Origin of the sequence: Streptomyces chartreusis, assembly GCF_008704715.1 — a bacterium.
Classification (GTDB): domain Bacteria; phylum Actinomycetota; class Actinomycetes; order Streptomycetales; family Streptomycetaceae; genus Streptomyces; species Streptomyces chartreusis.
In genome coordinates this window covers 3,541,393-3,564,191 of the sequence record NZ_CP023689.1, presented here as the reverse complement: position 1 = coordinate 3,564,191, position 22,799 = coordinate 3,541,393, and the positions used below count along the sequence as shown (strand labels likewise).

General features: G+C 71.8%; 21 protein-coding genes. 13 read left to right on the top strand and 8 right to left on the bottom strand.

Annotated features, from left to right (window positions below):
* Nucleotides 1-16 precede the first annotated feature (16 nt).
* Entirely contained in the window at nucleotides 17-1,243 is a 1,227-nt protein-coding gene (locus tag CP983_RS14950) for an MFS transporter (RefSeq protein WP_150499865.1), read from the bottom strand.
* 170 nt (nucleotides 1,244-1,413) lie between these two features.
* On the opposite strand from CP983_RS14950, the gene CP983_RS14945 reads away from it, so the two are divergent.
* The 3 genes from CP983_RS14945 (at nucleotide 1,414) to CP983_RS14935 (ending at nucleotide 3,868) form a co-directional block, all read left to right on the top strand.
* Nucleotides 1,414-2,055: a DUF6758 family protein gene (locus CP983_RS14945; protein ID WP_030946705.1), complete on the top strand. Its 642-nt coding sequence runs from the start codon at nucleotides 1,414-1,416 to the stop codon at nucleotides 2,053-2,055.
* Nucleotides 2,056-2,241: 186 nt separating this feature from the next.
* Nucleotides 2,242-3,099, top strand: a complete 858-nt coding sequence (locus CP983_RS14940; RefSeq protein WP_150499864.1) for a PHP domain-containing protein — start codon at nucleotides 2,242-2,244, stop codon at nucleotides 3,097-3,099.
* 163 nt (nucleotides 3,100-3,262) lie between these two features.
* Nucleotides 3,263-3,868, top strand: coding sequence for a MarC family protein (locus tag CP983_RS14935; protein WP_150499863.1), 606 nt, complete (start codon nucleotides 3,263-3,265; stop codon nucleotides 3,866-3,868).
* A 110-nt stretch (nucleotides 3,869-3,978) separates the two neighbouring features.
* Here the strand turns inward: CP983_RS14935 and CP983_RS14930 are convergent, their stop codons facing one another.
* Nucleotides 3,979-4,131, bottom strand: coding sequence for a hypothetical protein (locus CP983_RS14930; protein WP_093747204.1), 153 nt, complete (start codon nucleotides 4,129-4,131; stop codon nucleotides 3,979-3,981).
* Between the two features lie 206 nt (nucleotides 4,132-4,337).
* Between CP983_RS14930 and CP983_RS14925 the strand changes: the two genes are divergently transcribed.
* Nucleotides 4,338-5,228: an NYN domain-containing protein gene (locus CP983_RS14925; protein ID WP_163016830.1), complete on the top strand. Its 891-nt coding sequence runs from the start codon at nucleotides 4,338-4,340 to the stop codon at nucleotides 5,226-5,228.
* Here the strand turns inward: CP983_RS14925 and CP983_RS14920 are convergent.
* The gene (locus CP983_RS14920; protein ID WP_150499862.1) at nucleotides 5,225-6,130 is read right to left on the bottom strand and encodes an alpha/beta fold hydrolase; all 906 of its coding nucleotides are present in this window, start codon (nucleotides 6,128-6,130) and stop codon (nucleotides 5,225-5,227) included. The two genes, CP983_RS14925 and CP983_RS14920, sit on opposite strands and share 4 nt — an antisense overlap.
* 236 nt (nucleotides 6,131-6,366) lie before the next feature.
* Complete coding sequence (locus CP983_RS14915) at nucleotides 6,367-8,829, bottom strand: DEAD/DEAH box helicase (RefSeq protein WP_150499861.1); 2,463 nt, start codon at nucleotides 8,827-8,829, stop codon at nucleotides 6,367-6,369.
* Nucleotides 8,830-9,303: 474 nt separating this feature from the next.
* Here CP983_RS14915 and CP983_RS14905 point away from each other — a divergent pair, with 474 nt between their 5' ends.
* Nucleotides 9,304-10,059: a ferritin-like fold-containing protein gene (locus tag CP983_RS14905; protein ID WP_107903099.1), complete on the top strand. Its 756-nt coding sequence runs from the start codon at nucleotides 9,304-9,306 to the stop codon at nucleotides 10,057-10,059.
* Nucleotides 10,060-10,142: 83 nt separating this feature from the next.
* Here the strand turns inward: CP983_RS14905 and CP983_RS14900 are convergent, their stop codons facing one another.
* The 4 genes from CP983_RS14900 to CP983_RS14885 all read right to left on the bottom strand — a co-directional run bounded on the left by CP983_RS14900 (nucleotide 10,143) and on the right by CP983_RS14885 (nucleotide 12,094).
* A complete protein-coding gene (locus CP983_RS14900) occupies nucleotides 10,143-10,412 on the bottom strand; it encodes a hypothetical protein (RefSeq protein WP_030954030.1) in 270 nt (89 codons plus the stop codon).
* 193 nt (nucleotides 10,413-10,605) lie between these two features.
* A complete protein-coding gene (locus CP983_RS14895) occupies nucleotides 10,606-10,833 on the bottom strand; it encodes a DUF3107 domain-containing protein (protein ID WP_030954031.1) in 228 nt (75 codons plus the stop codon).
* Between the two features lie 150 nt (nucleotides 10,834-10,983).
* A complete protein-coding gene (locus CP983_RS14890; protein ID WP_125527064.1) occupies nucleotides 10,984-11,625 on the bottom strand; it encodes a TetR/AcrR family transcriptional regulator in 642 nt (213 codons plus the stop codon).
* A 244-nt stretch (nucleotides 11,626-11,869) separates the two neighbouring features.
* The gene (locus CP983_RS14885; RefSeq protein ID WP_107903095.1) at nucleotides 11,870-12,094 is read right to left on the bottom strand and encodes a hypothetical protein; all 225 of its coding nucleotides are present in this window, start codon (nucleotides 12,092-12,094) and stop codon (nucleotides 11,870-11,872) included.
* 226 nt (nucleotides 12,095-12,320) lie between these two features.
* Between CP983_RS14885 and CP983_RS14880 the strand changes: the two genes are divergently transcribed.
* From CP983_RS14880 to CP983_RS14850, 8 genes are all read left to right on the top strand, one after another.
* Nucleotides 12,321-13,352, top strand: a complete 1,032-nt coding sequence (locus tag CP983_RS14880) for an alpha/beta fold hydrolase (RefSeq protein ID WP_150499860.1) — start codon at nucleotides 12,321-12,323, stop codon at nucleotides 13,350-13,352.
* 8 nt (nucleotides 13,353-13,360) lie between these two features.
* Nucleotides 13,361-15,016 carry a DUF3152 domain-containing protein gene (locus CP983_RS14875; protein WP_150499859.1) on the top strand — a complete coding sequence of 552 codons (1,656 nt, stop codon included), beginning with the start codon at nucleotides 13,361-13,363 and terminating at the stop codon, nucleotides 15,014-15,016.
* 56 nt (nucleotides 15,017-15,072) lie between these two features.
* Nucleotides 15,073-15,165, top strand: coding sequence for an Ms4533A family Cys-rich leader peptide (locus CP983_RS45075; protein ID WP_312025441.1), 93 nt, complete (start codon nucleotides 15,073-15,075; stop codon nucleotides 15,163-15,165).
* 213 nt (nucleotides 15,166-15,378) lie between these two features.
* Nucleotides 15,379-17,097 (top strand): ABC transporter substrate-binding protein, encoded by a 1,719-nt coding sequence (locus tag CP983_RS14870; protein ID WP_150499858.1) that lies wholly within the window; start codon nucleotides 15,379-15,381, stop codon nucleotides 17,095-17,097.
* Nucleotides 17,098-17,101: 4 nt separating this feature from the next.
* On the top strand, nucleotides 17,102-18,088 hold the full coding sequence (locus tag CP983_RS14865) for an ABC transporter permease (RefSeq protein ID WP_150499857.1): 987 nt from the start codon (nucleotides 17,102-17,104) through the stop codon (nucleotides 18,086-18,088).
* Nucleotides 18,085-19,074, top strand: coding sequence for an ABC transporter permease (locus CP983_RS14860; protein ID WP_107903083.1), 990 nt, complete (start codon nucleotides 18,085-18,087; stop codon nucleotides 19,072-19,074). The genes CP983_RS14865 and CP983_RS14860 overlap by 4 nt, the downstream gene beginning before the upstream one ends.
* Nucleotides 19,071-20,822 (top strand): dipeptide ABC transporter ATP-binding protein, encoded by a 1,752-nt coding sequence (locus tag CP983_RS14855; protein WP_150499856.1) that lies wholly within the window; start codon nucleotides 19,071-19,073, stop codon nucleotides 20,820-20,822. Before CP983_RS14860 ends, CP983_RS14855 begins: the two co-directional genes overlap by 4 nt.
* A 258-nt stretch (nucleotides 20,823-21,080) precedes the next feature.
* On the top strand, nucleotides 21,081-22,784 hold the full coding sequence (locus CP983_RS14850; RefSeq protein WP_229914881.1) for a DUF3492 domain-containing protein: 1,704 nt from the start codon (nucleotides 21,081-21,083) through the stop codon (nucleotides 22,782-22,784).
* Nucleotides 22,785-22,799 lie beyond the last annotated feature (15 nt).

Below are 22,799 nucleotides of genomic sequence, written 5' to 3'. Positions count from 1 at the left end.
CGGTGGCTGAAAAGCGTCAGTTGGCGAAGACGGTGACGCTGTCCTCCGTCGCGTGCTTCGTCTCCAGTTCCTCGGCCTCGCCGGTGAGTGCCCTGCGCCGTACGACGACCACGAGCGCGCCCGCCACGGCGGTGACCGCGGCCACGACGAACGGGACGCGCGGGCTGCCGGTCCACTCCTCGATCCGGGGCGCGAAGTAGGGCGCCGCCGCCGCGGCGAACCACCGCACGAAGTTGTAGCCGGCGCTCGCCACCGGGCGCGGCGCGTCCGAGACGCCGAGCGCCAGCTCCGTGTAGACGGTGTTGTTCACGCCGATGAACGCGCCGGACAGGATCGTGCAGACGACGGCGGTGGCGTGGTCGCCGTAGCCGAGGACCAGCACGTCCGCCGCGAGCAGCACCAGCGACCCGCCGAGCACCTTCAGTGAACCGAACCGCCTCTGCATGCGCGGCGCCACGACGACCGAGAACACCGCCAGCAGCACACCCCAGGCGAAGAACACCGCGCCCGACCGGTACGGGCTCATGTTCAGCACGAACGGCGTGAAGGCCAGCACGGTGAAGAACGTGTAGTTGTAGAAGAACGCCGAGACCGCCGCGGACGCCAGACCGCCGTGGCCGAGCGCCTTGAGCGGGTCCAGCAGCGAGGTCTTGCGGGCCGGCTTCGGCTGCTCCTTGAGGAACGCCGCGATGCACAGGAAGCCGACGGCCATCAGGAAGGCCGTGCCGAAGAACGGGTAGCGCCAGCTGGCGTCGCCGAGCAGGGCGCCCAGGAGCGGCCCGCACGCCATGCCGAGGCCGAGGGCGGACTCGTAGAGCAGGATCGCCGCCGAGCTGCCGCCGGCCGCCGCGCCGACGATGACCGCGAGGGCGGTGGAGACGAAGAGCGCGTTGCCGAGCCCCCAGCCGGCCCGGAACCCGACCAGTTCGCCGACCGATCCGGACGTGCCCGCGAGCCCGGCGAAGACCACGACGAACGCGAGGCCGAGCAGCAGTGTCCTGCGGCCGCCGATCCGGCTGGAGACGAAGCCGGTGAGCAGCATCGCGACGGCGGTGATGAGGAAGTACGAGGTGAAGAGCAGGGAGACCTGGCCGGGCGTGGCGTTCAGGCCGCCCGCGATGGACGGCAGGATCGGGTCGACGAGTCCGATGCCCATGAAGGCGACGACGGACGCGCCGGCGGTCGCCCACACGGCCCGCGGCTGTCGCAGTAGGCCGCCCGCTCCCGCGTCGAAGGGATCCATACCGTTCTCCAATCCGGACTGAGGTGGTTGGTCGATACACAGAATAAGTTAGCCATGCTAATTAATGCAAGCTACATCTATCTTGGCGGGATCCGGGTTTCCTGTGCCGTTCGGTCCGGATGGGTGATCGTCCTTGACGTGGCGCACAAGGGGTAGGACCGTGGGGGCCTATGAGGGGCGAACCCAGTTGCCCGAAGTGTGGTGGCCGGGTCAGGGCTCCCGGACTCTTCGCCGACACCTGGCAATGCGATGTGCACGGCACCGTGCATCCGGTGCAGCCCGTGATCCCGCCCAGCGTCGAGGCCCTCGGTGTGGTGGTGCATCGCACGCAGGTGCCGGTGTGGATGCCGTGGCCGCTCCCGATCGGCTGGCTGTTCACCGGAGTCGCCAGCGCGGGTGACGACCGCAGCGGGGGCAGAGGAAGCGTCGTGGCCTGCTCCGGGCCCGGACCGCTCGGTGGCATGGGCGAGATGATCCTGGTCGCGGAGGAGCTGGGCGTCGGTCTCGGTGCGCGCTACGCGGGCATCGACGGCCCGGACCCGGGGTCCTACATGAACGTCGAGAAGCCGCCCCAGGCCAAGGTCCTCGCCGCCGGGCGCCCCACGCCGCTGTGGCATGTGTCGGGTACGCCCGACGACCGTGCCGTGTTCGCCGGTGAGGCGCTGGGGATGTGGCTGTGGGCGGTCATGTGGCCGGAGCAGTCGGGGCTGTTGATGTACGACGAGCTCGTGCTGACGGACCTGCGGGACGCGGGGGCCGAGCTGGAGCTGGTGCCCTGCGGGGCGTTGTCGCCGCGCTTGCTGGAGCCGTAGGGCCCACGGGGGTGGGGGGTGCCGCTTGTCGGGCGGCTGCGGGTTGTGTGTGGCTGGTCGCGCAGTTCCCCGCGCCCCTGGGTAGGTCGTTGTAAGGGGTGCTCGCCCGTACGGGTGTGACAGTAGTCGTTGAAAATCTGGTTATCCTTGAGCGTCCACTTCCTGCCGTCCCCGTCTGGAGTTCGCGTGCGTATCGATCTGCACACCCACTCCACCGCTTCCGACGGCACGGACACGCCCGGTGAGCTGGTACGCAATGCCGCCGCGGCCGGGCTGGACGTCGTGGCGCTCACCGATCACGACACCACCCGTGGGTACGCCGAGGCGATCGCCGCGCTACCGGACGGGCTCACGCTCGTCACCGGCGCCGAGCTGTCCTGTCGTATCGACGGCATCAGCATGCACATGCTGGCCTACCTCTTCGACCCCGAGGAGCCCGCGCTGCTCGCCGAGCGGGAGCTCGTGCGGGACGACCGGGTGCCCCGGGCCCAGGGCATGGTCGCCAAGCTCAACGCACTGGGCGTGCCCGTCACCTGGGAGCAGGTGCTGCGGATCGCCGGTGACGGCTCGGTCGGGCGGCCGCACGTCGCCTCCGCGCTGGTCGAGCTCGGGGTCGTCCCGAGCGTGAGCGACGCCTTCACCGAGGACTGGCTCGCCGACGGCGGGCGGGCCTACGTGGCGAAGCACGAGACCGACCCGTTCGAGGCGATCCGGCTGGTCAAGGCCGCGGGCGGGGTGACCGTGTTCGCGCATCCCGCCGCGAGCAAGCGCGGCCGTACGGTTCCGGAGTCCGCGATCGCCGAGCTGGCCGCGGCCGGCCTCGACGGCATCGAGGTCGACCACATGGACCACGAACCCGACACCCGCGCCCGGCTGCGCGGGCTCGCCAAGGAGCTCGGCCTGCTGCCGACCGGATCCAGCGACTACCACGGCAGCCGCAAGACCTGCGTGCTCGGTGAGTACACGACGGATCCCGAGGTGTACGGCGAGATCACGCGACGGGCGACCGGGGCGTTCCCCGTGCCGGGAGCCGGCGGGATCTAGGTCCTGACGCCCAGGTCGATCACCTTCACGTTCGTTTCGGGGCACCCGGCGCCGCCGGTCGTGCCCGTCCGTTCCCATCCGCGGAACAACTGCCCACAGCGGTAGCGGCATGCTCCGCGCTGCCCGCCGCGCGTTCACACTCACCTCGCAAGGCCCCACACGCATGTTCGACGTCGCCGTCTTCGGCTCCCTGTTCCTGACCCTGTTCGTCATCATGGATCCCCCCGGGATCACCCCGATCTTCCTCGCGCTCACCGCCGGCCGGCCGGCCAAGGTGCAGAAGCGGATGGCCTTCCAGGCCGTCTGTGTCGCCGGCGGGGTGATCGCGGTGTTCGGGCTCCTCGGCCACCAGATCCTCAACTACCTGCATGTCTCCGTCCCCGCGCTGATGATCGCGGGCGGGCTGCTGCTCCTGCTGATCGCGCTCGACCTGCTCACCGGCAAGACGGACGAGCCGAAGCAGACCAAGGACGTCAACGTCGCCCTCGTCCCGCTGGGCATGCCGCTGCTGGCCGGGCCCGGTGCGATCGTGTCGGTCATCCTCGCCGTGCAGAAGGCCGACAGCGCCGCCACGCAGGTGTCGGTGTGGGCGGCGATCGTCGCCATCCATGTCGTGCTGTGGCTCGTGATGCGGTACTCGCTGCTGATCATCCGTGTCATCAAGGACGGCGGCGTGGTCCTCGTGACCCGGCTCGCGGGCATGATGCTGTCGGCGATCGCCGTGCAGCAGATCATCAACGGCGTGACCCAGGTGATCCAGGGCGCCTGAGCCGCGGACGCGTGGCGCTCGGGTCCGTGTGCGGGCCCGCATGCGCGAAGCCCCCGTACGCCGTCAGTGGCGTACGGGGGCTTCGAAGCTTCTGAAGTGATCCGCGGCTGTTACGAGGCCGTGGTCTCGGCGGGTCGGATCCACAGCCGCTGCCCCGTCGCGGCGGCCTGCTGAACGATCCGGTTGACGGAGGCGGCGTCCACGACGGTGCTGTCCACGGGGGTCCCGTCGAACTCGTCGAGTCGCATGATTTCGAAGCGCATGGCTTCTCCCTTCGTCTGGTCATCCTCCTGCGGAGAACTACTCGGTTACAGACCTAGACAACGTGCTTCACGTTACAAACATTCCCTACGCTAAAGAAATTTTTCGAACGACTAACTACTGACCGGTAAGGGGTTGCCCGACGATCAAGAGGAGACTGACCGGGACCGGTTGTGTTCGCAGCGTGACCGCCGGGACAATGGAGGCGATGAACGACGACCCCGGCGCACTCTCCGCCCGCATCGACCGCACCAACGAGCTGCTGCAACGCATGCTCGCCGAGGTGGCGAAGACGCCCTCCACCCATGCGATCTTCGTCGACGCGGGCTACCTCTACGCGGCCGCGGGACGGCTGGTCGCCGGGACCGAGGACCGCCGCGCCTTCGACCTGGACGCCGAGGGGCTGATCGAGGCGCTCATCGACCGGGCCCGCACGATCTTCGCGGACAGCCGGCTGCTGCGCGTCTACTGGTACGACGGCGCCCGGCGCCGCATCCACACCGCCGAGCAGCAGTCGATCGCCGAACTCCCCGACGTGAAGGTGCGGCTGGGCAACCTCAACGCCAACAACCAGCAGAAAGGCGTCGATTCCCTGATCCGGACCGACCTGGAGTCCCTCGCCAGGCACCGCGCCATCAGCGACGCGGCCCTGCTCGGCGGTGACGAGGACCTGGTGTCGGCGGTCGAGGCGGCGCAGGGGTACGGGGCGCGGGTGCACCTGTGGGGGATCGAGGCGCCGGAGGGCCGCAACCAGGCCGAGCCGCTGCTCTGGGAGGTCGACAGCCAGCGCACCTTCGACCTCGACTTCTTCAAGCCGTACGTCTCCCGGCGCACGGCCGCCTACGAGGCCGTGGGGACCCGGCCCACGCGGGAGGACGTGCGGTTCGTCGGCGCGCAGATCGCGGCGAAGTGGCTCGCCGCACGCGGCCGGGAGTCACTCGTGGAACTGCTCCCCGGGCACCCCTACCTGCCCGGATCGGTGGACCAGGACCTGCTGGTGGAGGCGGAGGGCCTGCTCCAGTACTCGCTGCGCGGGCAGGCGGACCTGCGCAGGGCACTGCGGGACGGGTTCTGGGAGCACCTTCAGGCGCAGTACTAGGCGTCGGACCCTTCGTCGCTCCCGGTCTCCCGCACGCTGTCCCAGAAGTCGGCGACCGCTTCGGCCGTGGGCAGGGGCTGGTCGGCGTTGGGGGAGTGCTCGGCGCCGGGGATGATCGTGCGGCGGGCCTTCAGGCGGGCGGCCATGTCGTCGAGCACCGGGACCGGCCAGGTGTCGTCGCTGGCGCCCGACAGGACGTGGAACGGCAGCGGGAGGGCGGCGAGTTCGTCGACGCGATCCGGTTCCGTGGTCAACTGACCTCCGGTGGCGAGGAGTTGGGCGGGCTTCGTGCCCAGCCAGCGGCGCCGCAGCAGGTCCTGGCCGCCGATGCCCTTGGCCGGGCCTCCGACCTCCTCGGGCGGGCCCATGGCGCGGATCGCCTCCCAGGTCTCGGCCATCGTCATCACCGCGAGCGCGTCCCGCAGGAGCTTCACGCGCTGCTGCTGGGAGTCGGAGATCTGCGCGGGGCCCGATGCCATGAGGGTGAGTGACCGGAACGGAGTGTGGTCGATGAGGACGGCCGCGCGGGCGATCTGGCCGCCCAGGGAGTGGCCGAAGAGGTGGAGCGGGGTGTCGCGGGCGCCGAGTGCCTCCGCCTGCGCCAGCACGTCCTTCGCCAACTCACCCCGCGCGTAGGCGGATTCGTCGTCCTCCGGGCCGTCCGACTCGTGCTGCCCGCGTCCGTCCACGGCGATCGTGCGGTAACCGCGTGCCGCCAACGGCTCCTGCATCAGCGTGAAGTCCTCCTTGCTGCCGGTGAATCCGGGGAGCAGGAGGGCGGTACCGCGGGATTCGACACCGGGCGCGACGGGGTGGTCGACGACGGCGAAGGCGCCGCGGGAGGTGTCGAGGAAGTAGGCGCGGGCGTTCGGCGGCGGGGTGAAGGCGGGTTGGGAGGTCACGAGGGGGAGGGTAGCGGGTGTCCTTGAACTGCCTGAGCGCCGCGTGCGGGGGCCGGGGTGGCGGGTGGCTCGAACTTGCCGAGCCGTGCCGACAGGAGCGCCCTGCCTCGGCCGACCGAGGCTGTCGGCAGGGGCGACCTGCACCGGCCGACCGACGCTCGCCCTGCCCCAACCGACCGATGAGACGCCGACGGCCCGGCCCCACACGAGGTGGGACCGGGCCGTCGTACGGGAGATCAGCTCTCCGTCGGCTCCGCGGCAGCCGTCGCCTTGCGGGTGCGGCGTGCCTTGGGCTTGGCCTCCGTGGCCTCGGCCGTGCCGGTCGCGGACTCCGCGGTGGCGGCGGCCTTGCGGGTGCGGCGGCGCGGGGCCGGCGCGTCCGTGGCCGTCGGCTCCTGCGTGGCCTGGGCCGGGATGTCGGCGACCTCGCCGGCCGCGGTGGACGCCGCGGTCTTGCGGGTGCGGCGTGCCTTGGGCTTGGCCTCCGCGGCCTCGGCCGTGTCGGCGGCGGTCTCCGCGGCGGCCGTCGCCTTGCGGGTCCGGCGCGGCTTGGCCTCGGCGGCCTCCGGCTCGGCCACGGTCGTGGCGGCGGCCTTGCGGGTGCGGCGCGGCTTGGCCTCCGTGCCCTCGGCCGTGTCCACGGCGGCCTCGGCGGTGGCCGCGGCCTTCCGCGTACGGCGTGCCTTGGGCTTGGCCTCGACGGCCTCGGCGGTGTCGACCGCGGTCTCCGCGGCGGCCGTCGCCTTGCGCGTGCGGCGCGGCTTGGCCTCGGCGGCCTCCGGCTCCTGGGCCGTCTGGGCCGGGATGTCGGCGGACTCGGGGGCCTCGACAGCGGCCGCGGTCTTGCGGGTGCGGCGTGCCTTCGGCTTGGCCTCGACGGCCTCGGCCGTGTCGACGGCGGCCTCGGCCGTCGCCTTACGGGTCCGGCGGCGCGGCTTGGTCTCCGCAGCCTCCGGGGCCTCCTGCACGGCCTCGACGGTGTCGACGGCGGCCTCGGCCGCAGCCGTCGCCTTGCGGGTGCGGCGGCGCGGCTTGGTGGCGGGCGCCTCCTCGGCCTCCGCGACCTGCGCCACGGCGGGCTCGGAAACCTGCACGGCCTCCGCCTCGGGAGCCACGACCTGGGCCGAAGTCGCCTGCGGCTCCGCCGACTTGCGGGTGCGGCGGCGGCGCGGCTTGGCCGGGGTCTCGTCGGCGGTGTCCAGCGACGGGCCCTCGGCCGTCTCGACCGCGGCCTCGGCGGCGGTCGTCGCCGGGGCAGCCTCCGACACCGCTCCGCCACGGGTGCGGCGACGGCGGCGCGGGGTGCGCGACTCGGCCGGGCCGGCCTCGGTGCTCTCCTCGACGGTCGCGGAGCCGTTGGCCGGCGCGGACGTCGCGTCAAGCGGGGAACCGCTGCGCGTACGGCGACGGCGACGCGGCGTACGTGCCGAGCGCTCACGGTCCGGCGAGGACGAACGGGACTCGTCCCGGCCGCCCCGGCCACCGCGACCGCGCGCACCGCGTCCGCCGGTCTCGCCGAGGTCCTCGACCTCCTCCGCCGCCAGCCCGGCGCGGGTGCGCTCCGAGCGGGGCAGAACGCCCTTCGTGCCCGCGGGGATCTTCAGTTCCTCGAAGAGGTGCGGGGACGTGGAGTAAGTCTCCGGCGGGTCGTTGAAGTTGAGCTCCAGCGCCTTGTTGATGAGCTGCCAGCGCGGGATGTCGTCCCAGTCGACCAGCGTGATCGCCGTACCCGTGTTGCCCGCGCGGCCGGTACGGCCGATGCGGTGCAGGTACGTCTTCTCCTCTTCCGGCGACTGGTAGTTGATGACGTGCGTGACACCCTCGACGTCGATGCCGCGCGCGGCGACGTCGGTGCAGACGAGGACGTCCACCTTGCCGTTGCGGAAGGCGCGCAGCGCCTGCTCGCGGGCGCCCTGGCCGAGGTCACCGTGGACCGCGCCGGAGGCGAAGCCGCGCTGCTGGAGCTGGTCGGCGAGGTCGGCCGCCGTGCGCTTCGTACGGCAGAAGACCATGGCCAGTCCCCGGCCGTCGGCCTGCAGTATGCGCGCGACCATCTCCGGCTTGTCCATGTTGTGCGCGCGGTAGACGTGCTGCGCGATGTTCGCGACCGTCACGCCCTCGTCGTCCGGCGCGGTGGCGCGGATGTGGGTGGGCTGCGACATGTAGCGGCGCGCGAGGCCGATGACCGCGCCCGGCATGGTCGCCGAGAACAGCATGGTCTGGCGGCGGGCCGGCAGCATGTTGATGATCTTCTCGACGTCGGGCAGGAAGCCCAGGTCGAGCATCTCGTCGGCCTCGTCGAGGACGAGCGCCTTGATGTGCTTGAGGTTGAGCTTCTTCTGGCCCGCGAGGTCCAGCAGCCGGCCCGGGGTGCCGACGATGACGTCGACGCCCTTCTTCAGGGCCTCGACCTGCGGCTCGTAGGCGCGGCCGCCGTAGATCGCGAGGACGCGGACGTTACGCACCTTGCCGGCGGTCAGCAGGTCGTTGGTGACCTGCGTGCACAGCTCGCGCGTGGGGACGACGACGAGCGCCTGCGGGGCGTCGGTGAGCGCCTCGGGCTCGGCGCGGCCGGCCTCGACGTCGGCGGGGACGGTGACGCGCTCCAGGAGCGGGAGACCAAAGCCCAGCGTCTTGCCGGTACCGGTCTTGGCCTGGCCGATGACGTCCGTGCCGGAGAGGGCGACGGGGAGGGTCATCTCCTGGATGGGGAAGGGGTTGATGATGCCGACGGCCTCAAGGGCCTCAGCGGTCTCGGGAAGGATTCCGAGCTCTCGGAAAGTCGTAGTCAGGGTGCTGCCTCTTCTGTGTGCGCGGTGCGAGGCGAGCGCGGGGGGTCTTTGACGGACCGTGCCGGGGACGTCGGCTGCCTTACGGGCTGGCCGTAGGGCACGGGACCACTGCCGACGCTCTAGCGCTCGTACCGCTGAGGGTGTCCCTCCGGTCGCCGTACGCACAGTGCCGTACGGCCGGGGAGGGCTGTCGGGTCGGAGCCGATCGGGCCACCGACCGGGCATCCTCATAACGTGCGGCCCGTCGAGATACGTCTAAGTACTCAGCGGGCGCATTACCACCATACCCCGGAAACGCGCACATGCGATGGCCGAATTGGTCACGTAGTCGGCGTCACAGTGATTGACCAGGGACTTCCGTGACGCGATGAGCGGGCTATTGTGCGCTTCATGACGACGCCTGACAACACCTCTGACGCCTCCGAGACCGCCGTCGAACACACCGGGGTCGCCGCCCAGGACTGGGCGCGGGCCTCCGCCGATCCGCAGTACCGGGCCGCTGTCGTGGACCTGCTCGGCGCGCTGGCCTACGGGGAGCTGGCGGCGTTCGAGCGTCTCGCCGAGGACGCCAAGCTGGCGCCGACGCTGGCGGACAAGGCGGAGCTGGCGAAGATGGCGTCGGCCGAGTTCCACCACTACGAGAAGCTGCGGGACCGGCTGACCGAGATCGGTGCCGAGCCGACGCAGGCGATGGAGCCGTTCGTCGCCGCGCTGGACGGGTTCCACAAGCAGACGGCGCCCTCGGACTGGCTGGAGGGGCTCGTCAAGGCGTACGTAGGCGACTCGATCGCCAGTGACTTCTACCGGGAGGTCGCGGCACGCCTGGACTCCGACACCCGCGGGCTGGTGCTCTCCGTGCTCGACGACACCGGGCACGCGTCGTTCGCCGTCGAGAAGGTGCGGGCCGCGATCGACGCCGATCCGCGCGTCGGCGGGCGGCTCGCCCTGTGGGCGCGGCGGCTGATGGGCGAGGCCCTGTCGCAGTCCCAGCGGGTGGTCGCCGACCGCGACGCGCTCTCCACGATGCTGGTGGGCGGGGTCGCGGACGGCTTCGATCTCGCCGAGGTCGGGAAGATGTTCTCGCGGATCACCGAGGCCCACACGAAGCGGATGGCCGCGCTGGGCCTCGCGGCGTAGCTCCCACGGGCCCCGGGGCCGGTGATCGGCCCCGGTGGTCGCCGGTCGGTGGCGTCAGCGGTCGGGCGGCCGGTCCTCGGGGTCTACGCGGTCGCCGAGTGGCGGCGCAGTCTTCCCGCGGGGCGGACCAGCAGGGAGAGCGAGGCGGCGGAGACGACCGCCGCGCCGATCAGGATCACGAAGAGGTTGCCGAAGTCGAGCGCGGTGTGCGTGATGAAGGCGCCGAAGAGGCCGCCTGCGACACCCGTCGGGAGGACCAGCGAGCGGGCGGGCAGCCGGTGCGGCAGACGGCGCGCGGCAGCCCACGCCAGGGCAAGGCCGAGGATCGCGGAGCTGATCGCTTCCAAGAGCATGTTGGGGTCCCTCCCACATGGCCGGCCGGCTCGAAACGGTCGTAGCCCGTCATACCCCTGACCTGCGGAATGCAATCCTCCTCTGTGAGAGGGCTGTGCGCCATTCGTGGAGACACGACGGACGGGAAAACAGGAGGGCCCGGCGACCTGTGTCGCCGGGCCCTCCCGTGATGTCTGCCGCGTGGGCGCCTTGTTACAGGGCGCCGAAGCCCACCTTGCGCGGAGCCGGCTCGCCGAGCTCCACGTAGGCGAGGCGGTCGGCCGGGACGAGGACCTTGCGGCCGTGCTCATCCACGAGGCTGAGCAGCTGCGTCTTCCCGGCCAGCGCCTCGGACACCGCCCGCTCGACCTCATCGGCACTCTGACCGCTCTCCAGAACGATCTCGCGGGGCGCGTGCTGCACGCCGATCTTGACCTCCACGGCTATGTCCCTCCGACGGTCAGTGAAGTGCGCGACCTTCCGCGCCGTACCCAGCACACATTAGCCCGGTGAGGGGACGTACACGCTCCGACCAAGAACGCCAACAGCGAACAGGAGGCGGGAACAAACGTGCCCGGGGGCGAGCGGGCGTCAGTGGTGCTCGATGCCGTGCAGCGGGAAGCCGGCGATGCCGCGCCACGCGAGGGACGTCAGCAGCTGCACCGCCTGGTCGCGCGGGACGCTGCGGTCGCTGTGCAGCCAGGAGCGGGCGACGACCTGCGCGAGGCCGCCGAGGCCGGAGGCCAGCAGCATCGACTCGGCGCGCGAGAGACCGGTGTCCTCGGCGATGACCTCGCAGATCGCCTCGGCGCACTCGTTCGTGACCTTGTCGACGCGCTCGCGCACGGCGGGCTCGTTGGTCAGGTCCGACTCGAAGACCAGGCGGAAGGCACCGCCGTCGTCCTCGACGTACGCGAAGTACGCGTCCATGGTCGCCCGTACGCGCTGCTTGTTGTCGGTCGTCGACGCGAGCGCGTTGCGTACGGCCTGGATCAGGGACTCGCAGTGCTGGTCCAGCAGCGCGAGATAGAGGTCGAGCTTGCCCGGGAAGTGCTGGTAGAGCACCGGCTTGCTGACGCCGGCGCGCTCGGCGATGTCGTCCATCGCGGCGGCGTGGTAGCCCTGCGCGACGAAGACCTCCTGGGCGGCGCCCAGCAGCTGGTTCCGTCGGGCACGGCGCGGCAGGCGCGTGCCTCGCGGGCGTGCCGCCTCTGTCTGCTCGATGGCTGTCACGCCGCCTCCCAATGTCGTCCACATGCGGTGTGCGCCGCGCCGCCATCGTACTTTTCGGTAACCCTGGTGTGCGCGGTGCGAGCGCAGAATTTCACGGACCGGACGGTGGCGAAAGTCGCGCACAAAGTTTGAAACCTGGGCAGAGCGGGCAGCAAACGGCCTCTCTCCTGCTCAGCGGCACTCTCACGGGTGGTCGTCCGGTGTCACCCGCGGTCGTTCTCTGTCACCGGTGGTCGGTTCCCTGTCACCGGTAGTCGTCCTCGTCGATCGAGACGACGCGTGCCTGCTCGATCAGATCGGCCTCGTTCGCCCGGTCCCGGTCCGCGCCGGTCAGCGTGTCGTCGCGGTCGCGCCGGACATCGGCCTGCTGCTCGGCCGCGTCGGCCGCGGGGGCCTCGACGTCGAACTCCTCGGACTCGTCGGTGTCCTCGTCCACGAACGTGTCGGGGTCGGTCGGATCGACGGCCATGGCGGGCTCCCTTCCTAGAACGTCCCCGGGGGGACAGCGTCCCTGGGCGAAGCAGGGGTCCACATCCGGGTGCCCTGCGTACGAGCCTAGGAGACACCGGTTTCGGACGCTATGCGATCCGCGCGGGGATCTGCGCCGGCGTCTCGCACCTGCGGATGCCATGTACGTGACGACTTGTGACGGCGAACACATGAACCACTGCGTGATCGTCTCGTAACATTGCCGCATGTCTTCGACCGAGCTCCCGTCCGCGCCGGCCGCCAGCGTGCTCCCCAAGGTCGCGACCGTCCGGGTCGCGGAGGGCGAGCGGCTGCGTTCGGTCGGACTGCCGGGGATCACGCTGACGGTGCGGTCGAGACCGCCCGCGCGCGAAGGGCTGGCGCCCGCGCTCTACGTCCATGGACTCGGCGGTTCCTCACAGAACTGGTCGGCGCTGATGGAGCAGCTCGAGGGCGAGGTCGACTGCGAGGCCGTCGACCTGCCGGGCTTCGGCGACTCGCCACCACCGGACGACGGCGACTACTCGATCACCGCGCACGCACGCGCGGTGATCCGCTATCTGGACGCCTCCGACCGCGGCCCCGTGCACCTCTTCGGCAACTCGCTCGGCGGCGCCGTGACCACCCGGGTGGCCGCGGTGCGTCCCGATCTGGTCCGCACCCTGACCCTCGTGTCGCCCGCGCTGCCGGAGCTCCGGGTCCAGCGCACCGCCGTGCCGACCGCCCTGCTCTCGGTGCCCGGGGTGACCGCGCTCTTCACCCGCCTGACCCGGGGATGGACGGCGGAGCAGCGGGTCCGCGGCGTGATGCACCTCTGCTACGGCGACCCCGGGCGGGCCACGCCGGAAGGATTCCGCAACGCGGTCGAGGAGATGGAGCGCCGGCTCCAGCTGCCGTACTTCTGGGACGCGATGACGCGTTCCGCGCGCGGGCTGGTCAACGCCTACACACTGGGCGGCCAGCACGCGCTGTGGCGCCAGGCCGAGCGGGTGCTGGCGCCGACGCTGCTGATCTACGGCGCCCGGGACCAGCTCGTCGGCCACCGCATGAGCCGCAAGGCCGCGCGGAGCTTCCGTGACTCCCGGCTGCTGAGCCTGCCGGACGCCGGCCACGTGGCGATGATGGAGTACCCGGAGGTCGTCGCCCGGGCGTTCCGCGGACTCCTGGAGGAGACGGGACAGGCGCAGGCCGTGGACCCGCGGGAGCGGGCCGCCGTCGCCGGTGACGGTGACGGGGCGACCGAGAAGGCTGGGGGCTGAGGCGCGACGTGGGACGCCACAGCCGCCGTGGGTCGGGCGCGAAACGCGACACCGCGGACACAACCGCACGACAGGGCTCCCGGGGGGCACAGCCGGACCCGGGCGCGGCCCAGCGGGGCCCGTCCGCACCCGGCGCGGGGCCGGCAGCCGGGCCCGCGCGGGTTCCCGGGCCTCGCCCCGGACCGGCTCCCGGACGACAGGGGACGCCGACGCCGCCGTACGGCGCGCAGGGCTTCCCCGGCGGCACACCCGCCCACGGTTTCCCGGGGTTCCCGGACGGCACGCCCGCGCACGGCGTCCCGAGGCTGCCGGACGGCACCCCGGCCCACGGTTTCCCGAGGCTGCCCGACGGCACGCCCGCGCGGGGTGTGCCCCGGTTCCCCGACGGGACCCCTGCCGGTGGTGTGCCCCGGTTCTCCGACGGCACCCCTGCCCGTGGTGTGCCCCGGTTCCCCGACGGGACCCCCGCCCAGGGCGTGCCCCGGTTCGCGGACGGGACCCCCGCGCACGGCGTCCCCCAGGCCCGCGGCAGTCACCCCGAGCAGCGTGAACCCGGTGGTGGCTGGGGTGAGTTGAGGGGCCGTACCGGAGTAACGTATGGCGCTCCGGGGGCGGCCGGTGCGCCGCCCGCGCCCGGCGTCCCCCTCCCGCGCCCCCGGCGGGCGCCGCGCTCCGAAGGGCCCCGGCAGGACTACGTCGACGCCTTCGGCGAGGACGTCGACGTCTTCGCGCCCCGGACGGCCGAGACCGCGCACGCCTCCGACCCGTACGCCTCCGTCACCGACTGGGACACCAGGAGCGGTGCCGACGTCGACGACGACGCTCCGCCGACCGGCGAGCCCGCCTCCGCGGAGGGCGGCAAGGGGCGGACCTTCACCGGGATAGCCGCGGCCGCCGTCGTCACCGTGCTGGCGGTCGTCGTCGCCGGCCAGGTCGCCAAGGGGCGGGACGACGGCGAGACGCAGTCGCAGTCCGCCACCGACCAGGCGCGCGACGCCCGGGACTCCGCCTCGCGCGGCGACGGGCGGCCGACGCAGTCCGGCTCCGAGGCCGTGGCGCCGCTGACGTACGGCCAGAAGATGGCCGTGACCTACCCGCTCGGCGCGACCCTCAGGGGTCCGGGCAAGTTCGACGCGATACCGGGAGTCGCCAAGGCGCCGGGCAAGGGGCAGAAGTTCACCTATCGCGTGGACGTCGAGAAGGGGCTCGGGCTGGACGGCGAGCTGTTCGCCGAGGCCGTGCAGAAGACGCTCAACGACGAGCGGAGCTGGGCCCACGGCGGCGCCCGCACCTTCGAGCGCATCTACACCGGCAAGCCGGACTTCGTGATCACACTGGCCAGCCCCGGCACCACCGCCGACTGGTGCGCCAAGTCCGGACTCGACACCACCGAGGACAACGTCTCGTGCGACTCGGCCTCCACCGAGCGCGTCATGATCAACGCCTACCGGTGGGCCCAGGGCTCGAAGACGTACGGCGACGACCGCATCCTCGAATACCGGCAGATGCTGATCAATCACGAGGTCGGCCACCGGCTCGGCTTCGGCCATGTGACCTGCGACAAGGACGGCGAGCTCGCCCCGGTCATGCAGCAGCAGACCAAGTTCCTCGACCACGACGGGATCCACTGCCGGGCCAACGCCTGGGCATACCCCGGGAGTTGACAGGTGACTCGGACGTCACATTGACATGTGCAGCGAGATCATCCATATTTCTGCACATGTCGTCCCGTCACGCCTCCACTCGCGCAGCCATCGAGCTGGCGCTCATCGGCGTGACCGCTCTGTGCGTGGCCGACATCCACTGTCGCTGACGCTCGCCCTTGGCGTTCGCGTCGCGATCTCTTTCCCTCCCGTGATCACGTGACTCTTTTGTCCCGTGATGTGCTCGCGGGTGCCTGACGACCCGATGGTCCGACGCCGGGGCAGACGTCTGCTCACTTCTGTCTCACTCCGCGTCACCGTGTCTCGCCATTCGATACGAAGGGCGGGATCGCGGGATCCGTCAATCCGAGAGGTCGTCTCCGATGCGTCAACCGTCCGTCATAGCGCGCCGCGTGGCCGCGGCATCCGTCAGCCTGGTCGTGGCAGCGGGCGCCGCCGCCTGCGGCCCTGAGGACAACGATGCCAAGAGCGCCGGCGGCGACTCCACGCCCCACAAGGGCGGCACGCTCACGGTCCTGAACTCGAACCCCCAGCAGGACTTCGACCCCGCCCGCCTGTACACCTCCGGCGGCGGCAACGTCCCCTCCCTGGTCTTCCGCACCCTCACCACCCGCAACCGTGAGAACGGCGAGGCCGGCGCGAAGGTCGTCCCCGACCTCGCCACCGACACCGGGCGCCCCAACAAGGACGCCACCGTGTGGACGTACACCCTCAAGGAGGGCCTGAAGTACGAGGACGGCAGCCCGATCACCACGGCCGACATCAAGTACGGCATCGAGCGCTCCTTCGCGCCCGAGCTGTCCGGCGGTGCCCCCTACCTGCGGGACTGGCTGGTCGACGCCGCCGACTACCAGGGGCCGTACAAGGACAAGAAGGGCCTCGCGGCGATCGAGACGCCGGACGCGCGGACGATCGTCTTCCATCTGAACAAGCCCGAGGGCGAGTTCCCCTACCTCGCCACGCAGACCCAGTTCACGCCGGTCCCCAAGGCCAAGGACACCGGCACGAAGTACGAGGAGCACCCTGTCTCGTCGGGGCCGTACAAGGTCGTGACCAACGAGAACGACGGTGAGCGGCTCGTCCTGGAGCGCAACACGCACTGGTCCGCCTCGACGGACGCCGAGCGCAAGGGCTACCCCGACAAGATCGACGTACGGTCCGGGCTCGACTCCTCCGTGATCAACCAGCGGCTGTCCGCGTCGCAGGGGACGGACGCCGCCGCGGTGACCACGGACACCAACCTCGGCCCGGCCGAGCTCGCCAAGGTGAGCGGCGACAAGGAACTGGCCGCCCGGGTCGGTACCGGTCACTTCGGTTACACGAACTACATCGCCTTCAACCCGAAGATCAAGCCGTTCGACAACGCCAAGGTGCGCCAGGCGATCTCGCACGCCATCGACCGCTCCTCGGTCGTCAACGCCGCCGGCGGCTCGGCGCTGGCCGAGCCCGCCACCACCTTCCTGCCGGACCAGAAGTCCTTCGGCTACACCGAGTACGACCACTTCCCGGCGGGCGACGCCGGTGACGCGGCCAAGGCCAAGGAGCTGCTGAAGGAGGCCGGGTACGCGAAGGGCCTGACCGTCACCCTGACGCACTCCAACGCCAAGGACTTCGAGACCAGCCCCGAGATCGCGACCGCGATCCAGGACGCGCTCAAGAAGGCCGGCATCACGGTCAAGCTCCAGGGCCTGGAGGAGAACGACTACTCCGACAAGATCCACAGCGTGCAGACCGAGCCCGGGTTCTTCCTGGCGCACTGGGGTGCCGACTGGCCCTCCGGTGGTCCCTTCCTCGCCCCGATCTTCGACGGCCGGCAGATCGTCAAGGACGGCGCGAACTTCAACACGGGCCTGCTCGACGACAAGTCGGTCAACACCGAGATCGACGCGATCAACAAGCTGACCGACCTCGACGCCGCCGCCAAGCGGTGGGGCGCGCTGGACGCGAAGATCGGCGAACAGGCGCTGACCGTGCCGCTGTTCCACCCCGTCTACAAGCGGCTGTACGGCAAGGACATCAAGAACGTCGTGATCAGCGACTGGACCGGTGTCCTGGACATCTCCCAGGTCGCGGTGAAGTAGCGCCGTGAGCGAGGCAGTTCTCGCCGTCGAGGCTCCCGGGGTGTCCGCCCCGGGGGCCTCGGGGGCCCGTCAGTTCTGGCGGCGGCTGCGGACGCAGCGCGCCGCCCTCGTCGCGGCGGTCGTCGTCGCGCTGCTCGTCCTGGTCGCGCTCGCCGCACCCCTGCTCACCGCCATCGAGGGCCAGGACCCGACCACGTATCACCCCTCCCTGGTGGACTCCGCGCGCGGCGGTGTGCCCATCGGGTCGTTCGGGGGAGCGAGCGCCGAGCACTGGCTCGGCGTCGAACCGCAGACCGGGCGGGACCTGTTCGCGCGGCTGGTGTACGGCGCCCGGGTCTCCCTCGGTGTCGCGCTGGCCGCGACCGTCGTCCAGGTCGCCATCGGTGTCGTGGTGGGTGTCGCCGCCGCGCTCGGCAGCCGCTGGGTCGATCAGGTGCTGAGCCGGTTCACCGACGTCATCGTCGCGATGCCGCTGATGATCATGGCGCTCGCGCTGCTCGCGATCGTGCCGTCGAGCTTCCCGCGGCCCGTGCTGGTCGCCCTGGTCATCGGCCTGATCGCATGGGGCAACATCGCGAAGATCGTGCGCGCCCAGACGCTCACCCTCAAGGGGCTCGACTACGTCGCCGCAGCCCGGCTCAGCGGCTGGGGCACCTGGCGGATCGCCCGGCGTGAGCTGCTGCCCGGCATCGCCGCGCCGGTCATCACCTACGCGGCGCTGCTCGTCCCCTCCAACATCACCGTCGAGGCCGCCCTGTCCTTCCTGGGCGTCGGCGTGAAGCCCCCGACGCCGTCCTGGGGGCAGATGCTCACCGCGGCCGACGTCTGGTACCAGGCCGCCCCGCAGTATCTGCTGCTGCCCGCCGGCGCGCTCTTCGTGACCGTCCTCGCCCTGACCGTCCTCGGCGACGGCGTGCGCACGGCGCTCGACCCCCGCGCCGCGTCCCGGCTGCGCATCGGCACCGGCCGCAAGAGGGAGGCCAAGGCATGAGCGGCTTCCTCCTGCGCCGGGTCCTGGGCGCCGTCGTCACCCTGTTCGCCATCTCGGTGATCGTCTACGTCGTCTTCTACGTCACCCCCGGCAACGTCGCCCAGATCACCTGCGGCCCGCGCTGCTCGCCCGCCCAGGTGCAGCAGGTCGCCGAGCAACTGCACCTGAACGACCCGCTGTACGCGCGCTACTGGGACTTCCTCCAGGGCCTGGTCGCCGGCCAGGACTACTCGACGGGCACGTCCGTGCAGCACTGCTCGGCGCCCTGCCTCGGGCTGTCGTACCAGAGCGACCAGCAGGTCACCGCGCTGATCCTGGCGAAGCTGCCGGTCAGCCTGTCGCTGGTGTTCGGCGCCATGGTGCTGTGGCTGATCCTCGGCGTCGGCACCGGCGTCCTGTCCGCATGGCGACGCGGCCGTCTCACCGAGCGGCTGCTGACCGGCGTCACGCTCGCGGGCGTGGCCACGCCGGTCTTCGTCATCGGCCTGGTCCTGATGATCGTCGTGTGCGGGCAGCTCCAACTGCTGCCGTTCCCGCAGTACGTCGCCTTCACCGACGACCCCGAACAGTGGGCGTGGAACCTGCTGCTGCCCTGGCTCTCGCTCGCCCTGATCGAGGCCGCCGCGTTCGCCCGGCTGACCCGGGCGGCGATGCTGGAGACGCTGGCCGAGGACCACATCCGCACCTTCCGGGCGTACGGCGTCGGCGAGCGGTCGGTCATCGGGCGGCACGCGCTGCGCGGGGCCCTCGCGCCGGTCATCGCCCTGAACGCCAACAACTTCGGCGGCGCGGTCGGCGGCGCGGTGCTCACCGAGACGCTCTTCGGCCTGCCGGGCATCGGACAGGAACTGGTCCACGCCGTCAAGGTGGTCGACCTTCCGGTCGTCGTCGGCATGGTCCTGGTCATCGGGTTCTTCGTGGTCGTCGCCAACGCCGTCGCGGACGTGCTGTACGCGGTGGCCGACCGACGGGTGGTGCTGGCATGAGCGACATCGACAAGACTTCGGTGGGCGGGCTCGTCGAAGTGAGCGGCCTGACGGTCGACTTCGGTGACCTGCGTGCCGTCGACGGCCTCGGCTTCCGGCTGGCGCGCGGCGCCGCTCTCGCCCTGGTCGGTGAGTCCGGCTCCGGCAAGTCCACGGTCGCCTCGGCCCTGCTCGGGCTGCACCGCGGCACGGGCGCGCGGGTCGGCGGCTCGATCGACGTCGCCGGGGTCGACGTACAGCGGGCGTCCGACGACGAACTCCGACGGCTGCGGGGCGCCAAGGCCGCGATGGTGTTCCAGGACCCGCTGTCCTCCCTGGACCCGTACTACGCGATCGGCGACCAGATCGCCGAGGTGTACCGCGTGCACACGCGTGCCTCGCGACGAGCGGCACGCGCGCGTGCCGTCGATGTGCTGGACCGGGTCGGCATCCCGGACGCGGCTCGGCGATCCCGGTCCCGCCCGCACGAGTTCAGCGGCGGCATGCGCCAGCGCGCGCTCATCGCCATGGCGCTGGCCTGCGAGCCCGACCTGCTGATCGCCGACGAGCCGACGACGGCCCTCGACGTGACCGTCCAGGCCCAGATCCTCGACCTCCTGCACACGCTCCGCGAGGAGACCGGCATGGGGCTGCTCCTGGTCACCCATGACGTCGGAGTCGCCGCCGAGAGTGTCGACGAGGTGCTGGTCATGCGGCACGGGCGAGCGGTCGAACACGGGCCGGTCGCGGAGGTGCTGGGAGCGCCCGCGCGGTCGTACACGCGTGAACTGCTGGGCGCGGTGCCGCGGGTGGACGTGCCGCGGGTGGACGTGCCGCGTGAGGTCGGCGGAGCGAAGGCCGGTCTGGACGTGGGGGTCGCCTCGGAAGGGCAGGCAGCCCCTGGCGGCACGGGCTCTGGCGGCGCGGGCTCTGGCGGCGCGGGCCCCGGCAGCGTGGGCCCCGGCGGCGCGGGCTCCGAGGTCGTGCTTGCGGCGACCGGGCTGCGGCGTGAATTCGGGCGCGGGAAGCGGGCGTTCACGGCGGTCAACGACGTGTCGCTGACCGTCCGCCGCGGCGAGACCCTCGGCATCGTCGGGGAGAGCGGCAGCGGCAAGACGACGCTCGGGCGGATGCTGGTCGGGCTTCTGGAGCCGACGGCGGGGGAGGTGCGCCATGAAGGGCACGCGCGCGTGGGCGTGGATCCGGCCGTACAGATGGTGTTCCAGGACCCCGTGTCCTCCCTCAACCCCCGCCGAACGGTGGGCGAGTCGATCGCCGACCCGCTTCGCGCACGGGGTGAGCGGGACGAGGGGCGCGTCCGGGGGCGGGTGCGCGAACTGCTGGAGCGCGTGGGGCTCGAAGGGGCGCACTACGACCGCTACCCGCACGAGTTCAGCGGCGGCCAGCGCCAGCGCGTCGGCATCGCCCGGGCGCTCGCGGCCGACCCGCGTGTCATCGTCTGCGACGAGCCCGTCTCCGCTCTGGACGTCACCACGCAGGCCCAGGTCGTCGCGCTGCTGGGCGAGTTGCAGCGCGAACTCGGCCTGGCGCTCGTCTTCGTCGCCCACGACCTCGCCGTCGTACGCCAGGTCAGCGACCGGGTGGCGGTGATGCGGCGCGGGCGAATCGTCGAAGAGGGCCCCGCCGACGAGGTCTACGACAATCCGCAGGACCCGTACACCAAGCAGCTCCTGGCCGCCGTACCGGCACTCGATCCGCGGATCGCGGCCCAGCGGCGAGCCGCGCGAAGGGAGTTGGCCGCGGTGTGATCGTCCCGACGGCTCCGACGGCTCCGACGGCTCCGATGGCCCCGTGCGGCCGGGCAGTTCGGGTGTGACGATCCGTGCGCATTTGATCTCCTAGCGCGACGGAACGCGACCCGCACGGGAAAGTTACGACCGTTCACCCCTTTTGGTGGCGCGATGGACAACCGTCCGTCGCGCCACCGCCTTGTCCGCATACGTTCGTCCCGCTGCGAGCCGTCACGGGAACGGCGGCTCCCCTTACGGGAGATCGGGGGTGTACTCGTGCGCATCGGACTGATTGCGGAGGGCGGCTATCCGTATGTGAGCGGTGACGCCAGGCTCTGGTGCGACCGGCTCGTGCGCGGGCTCGACCGGCACGAGTTCGACATCTACGCGCTCAGCCGCAGCGAGCGCCAGGAGGACGAGGGCTGGGTCCCGCTGCCGGCCCAGGTCAGCCGGGTCCGCACCGCGCCGATGTGGTCCGCCGACGAGGACGGAGTGGTGTACGGCCGTCGGGCGCGCCGCCGGTTCGCCGAGCACTACGCCGAGTTGGCGGCCGTACTCTGCGCGGGGGGCGGCGCGGATGATGCCTCCGGGGAGGCGTCGGCCACTGAGGCGGACCGTTTCGGCAGTGCGCTGTACGGCCTCGCCGAACTCGCCCGCGACGAGGGCGGTCTCGTGGGAGCGCTCCGCTCCGAGGCCGCCGTACGCGCTCTGGAGCACGCCTGCCGGTCCCGGGGCGCCCTGCGGACGGCGCGCGAGGCGCGTGTGCCCGATCTGCTGGCCGTCGCCGCGCACCTGGAGCGCGCCCTGCGCCCGCTCTCCCTCGACTGGTACGAGGACGACGGCCTGGGCGCCGTCGACCTGTGCCACGCCACCTCCGGCGGCTCCGCGGCCCTGCCCGGCCTGCTCGCGCACCACTTCTGCGGCGTACCGCTGCTTCTGACCGAGTACGGCGTCCGGCTCCGTACGCACTATCTGGCCGCCCCCGACTCCTCGCCGGCCGTGCGCTCCCTGCTCGCCGCCTTCCACGGCGCGCTCGCCGCCGAGACCTACGCGCGGGCCGCCCTCGTCACGCCGGGCAACGGTCACGCCCGCCGCTGGCAGGAGCGGTGCGGCGCCGACCGCGCCAAGCTCCGCACGGTGTACCCCGGCATGGACGCCGGCCGCTTCGCGGAGGTCGGCGAGAGCGCGGCGTGCGCCGACCCGGACTCGCTGGTGTGGGTCGGCCGCGTCGAACCCGCCAAGGACCTGGTGTCGTTGCTGCACGCCTTCGCCGAGGTGCGCAAGGAGGAGCCGAAGACCCGGCTGCGGATCGTCGGCACGCCGGCCGGCCCCGAGGGGGCCGCCTATCTCGGCCACTGCCGGGCGCTTGCCGCGCAGCTCTTCCCCGACGAGGCGGAGGGGCCGCACCGGGTCGGCGACAACCCCGTCTCCTTCGAGGAGATCGGCGCCCCGGACATCCCGAACCTGGCCGCCGCGTACGCCTCCGGCGCGGTGACCGTCCTGTCCAGCGTCGTCGAGGGCTTCCCCATCGGCCTGGTCGAGGCCATGTTCTGCGGTCGCGCGACGGTGTCCACGGACGTCGGCGCGGTGGTGGAGGTCATCGGCGGCACCGGGCTCGTCGTACCGCCGCGCAATCCGCGGGCGCTCGCGGAGGCGTGCGTGGCGTTGTTGCGGGACCCCGAGCGCCGTGAACGCCTGGGCGCGGCCGCACGCGCGCGTGCGCTCGAACTGTTCACCGTCGAGCAGAACGTCGCGGCATTTCACGGCATTTACCTGGAGATCGTCTCGCGCACCCCGGTCCGCCGCGTGGTCCTCGACGACACCGGTGAACCCCTCCCGTTCGCCGTCCCGGCCGAGGCCCACGTCCCCGGCCGCTGGACCGAACGCCCCGCACGCCCGACCCCCCGCAACGGCCCACCCCGCCCTCCGGGCACCCCCGTACGCGCCACGGCCATGCCTACGCCGGAGGGGGCGCGATGAGCGGGCGGGGGGAGG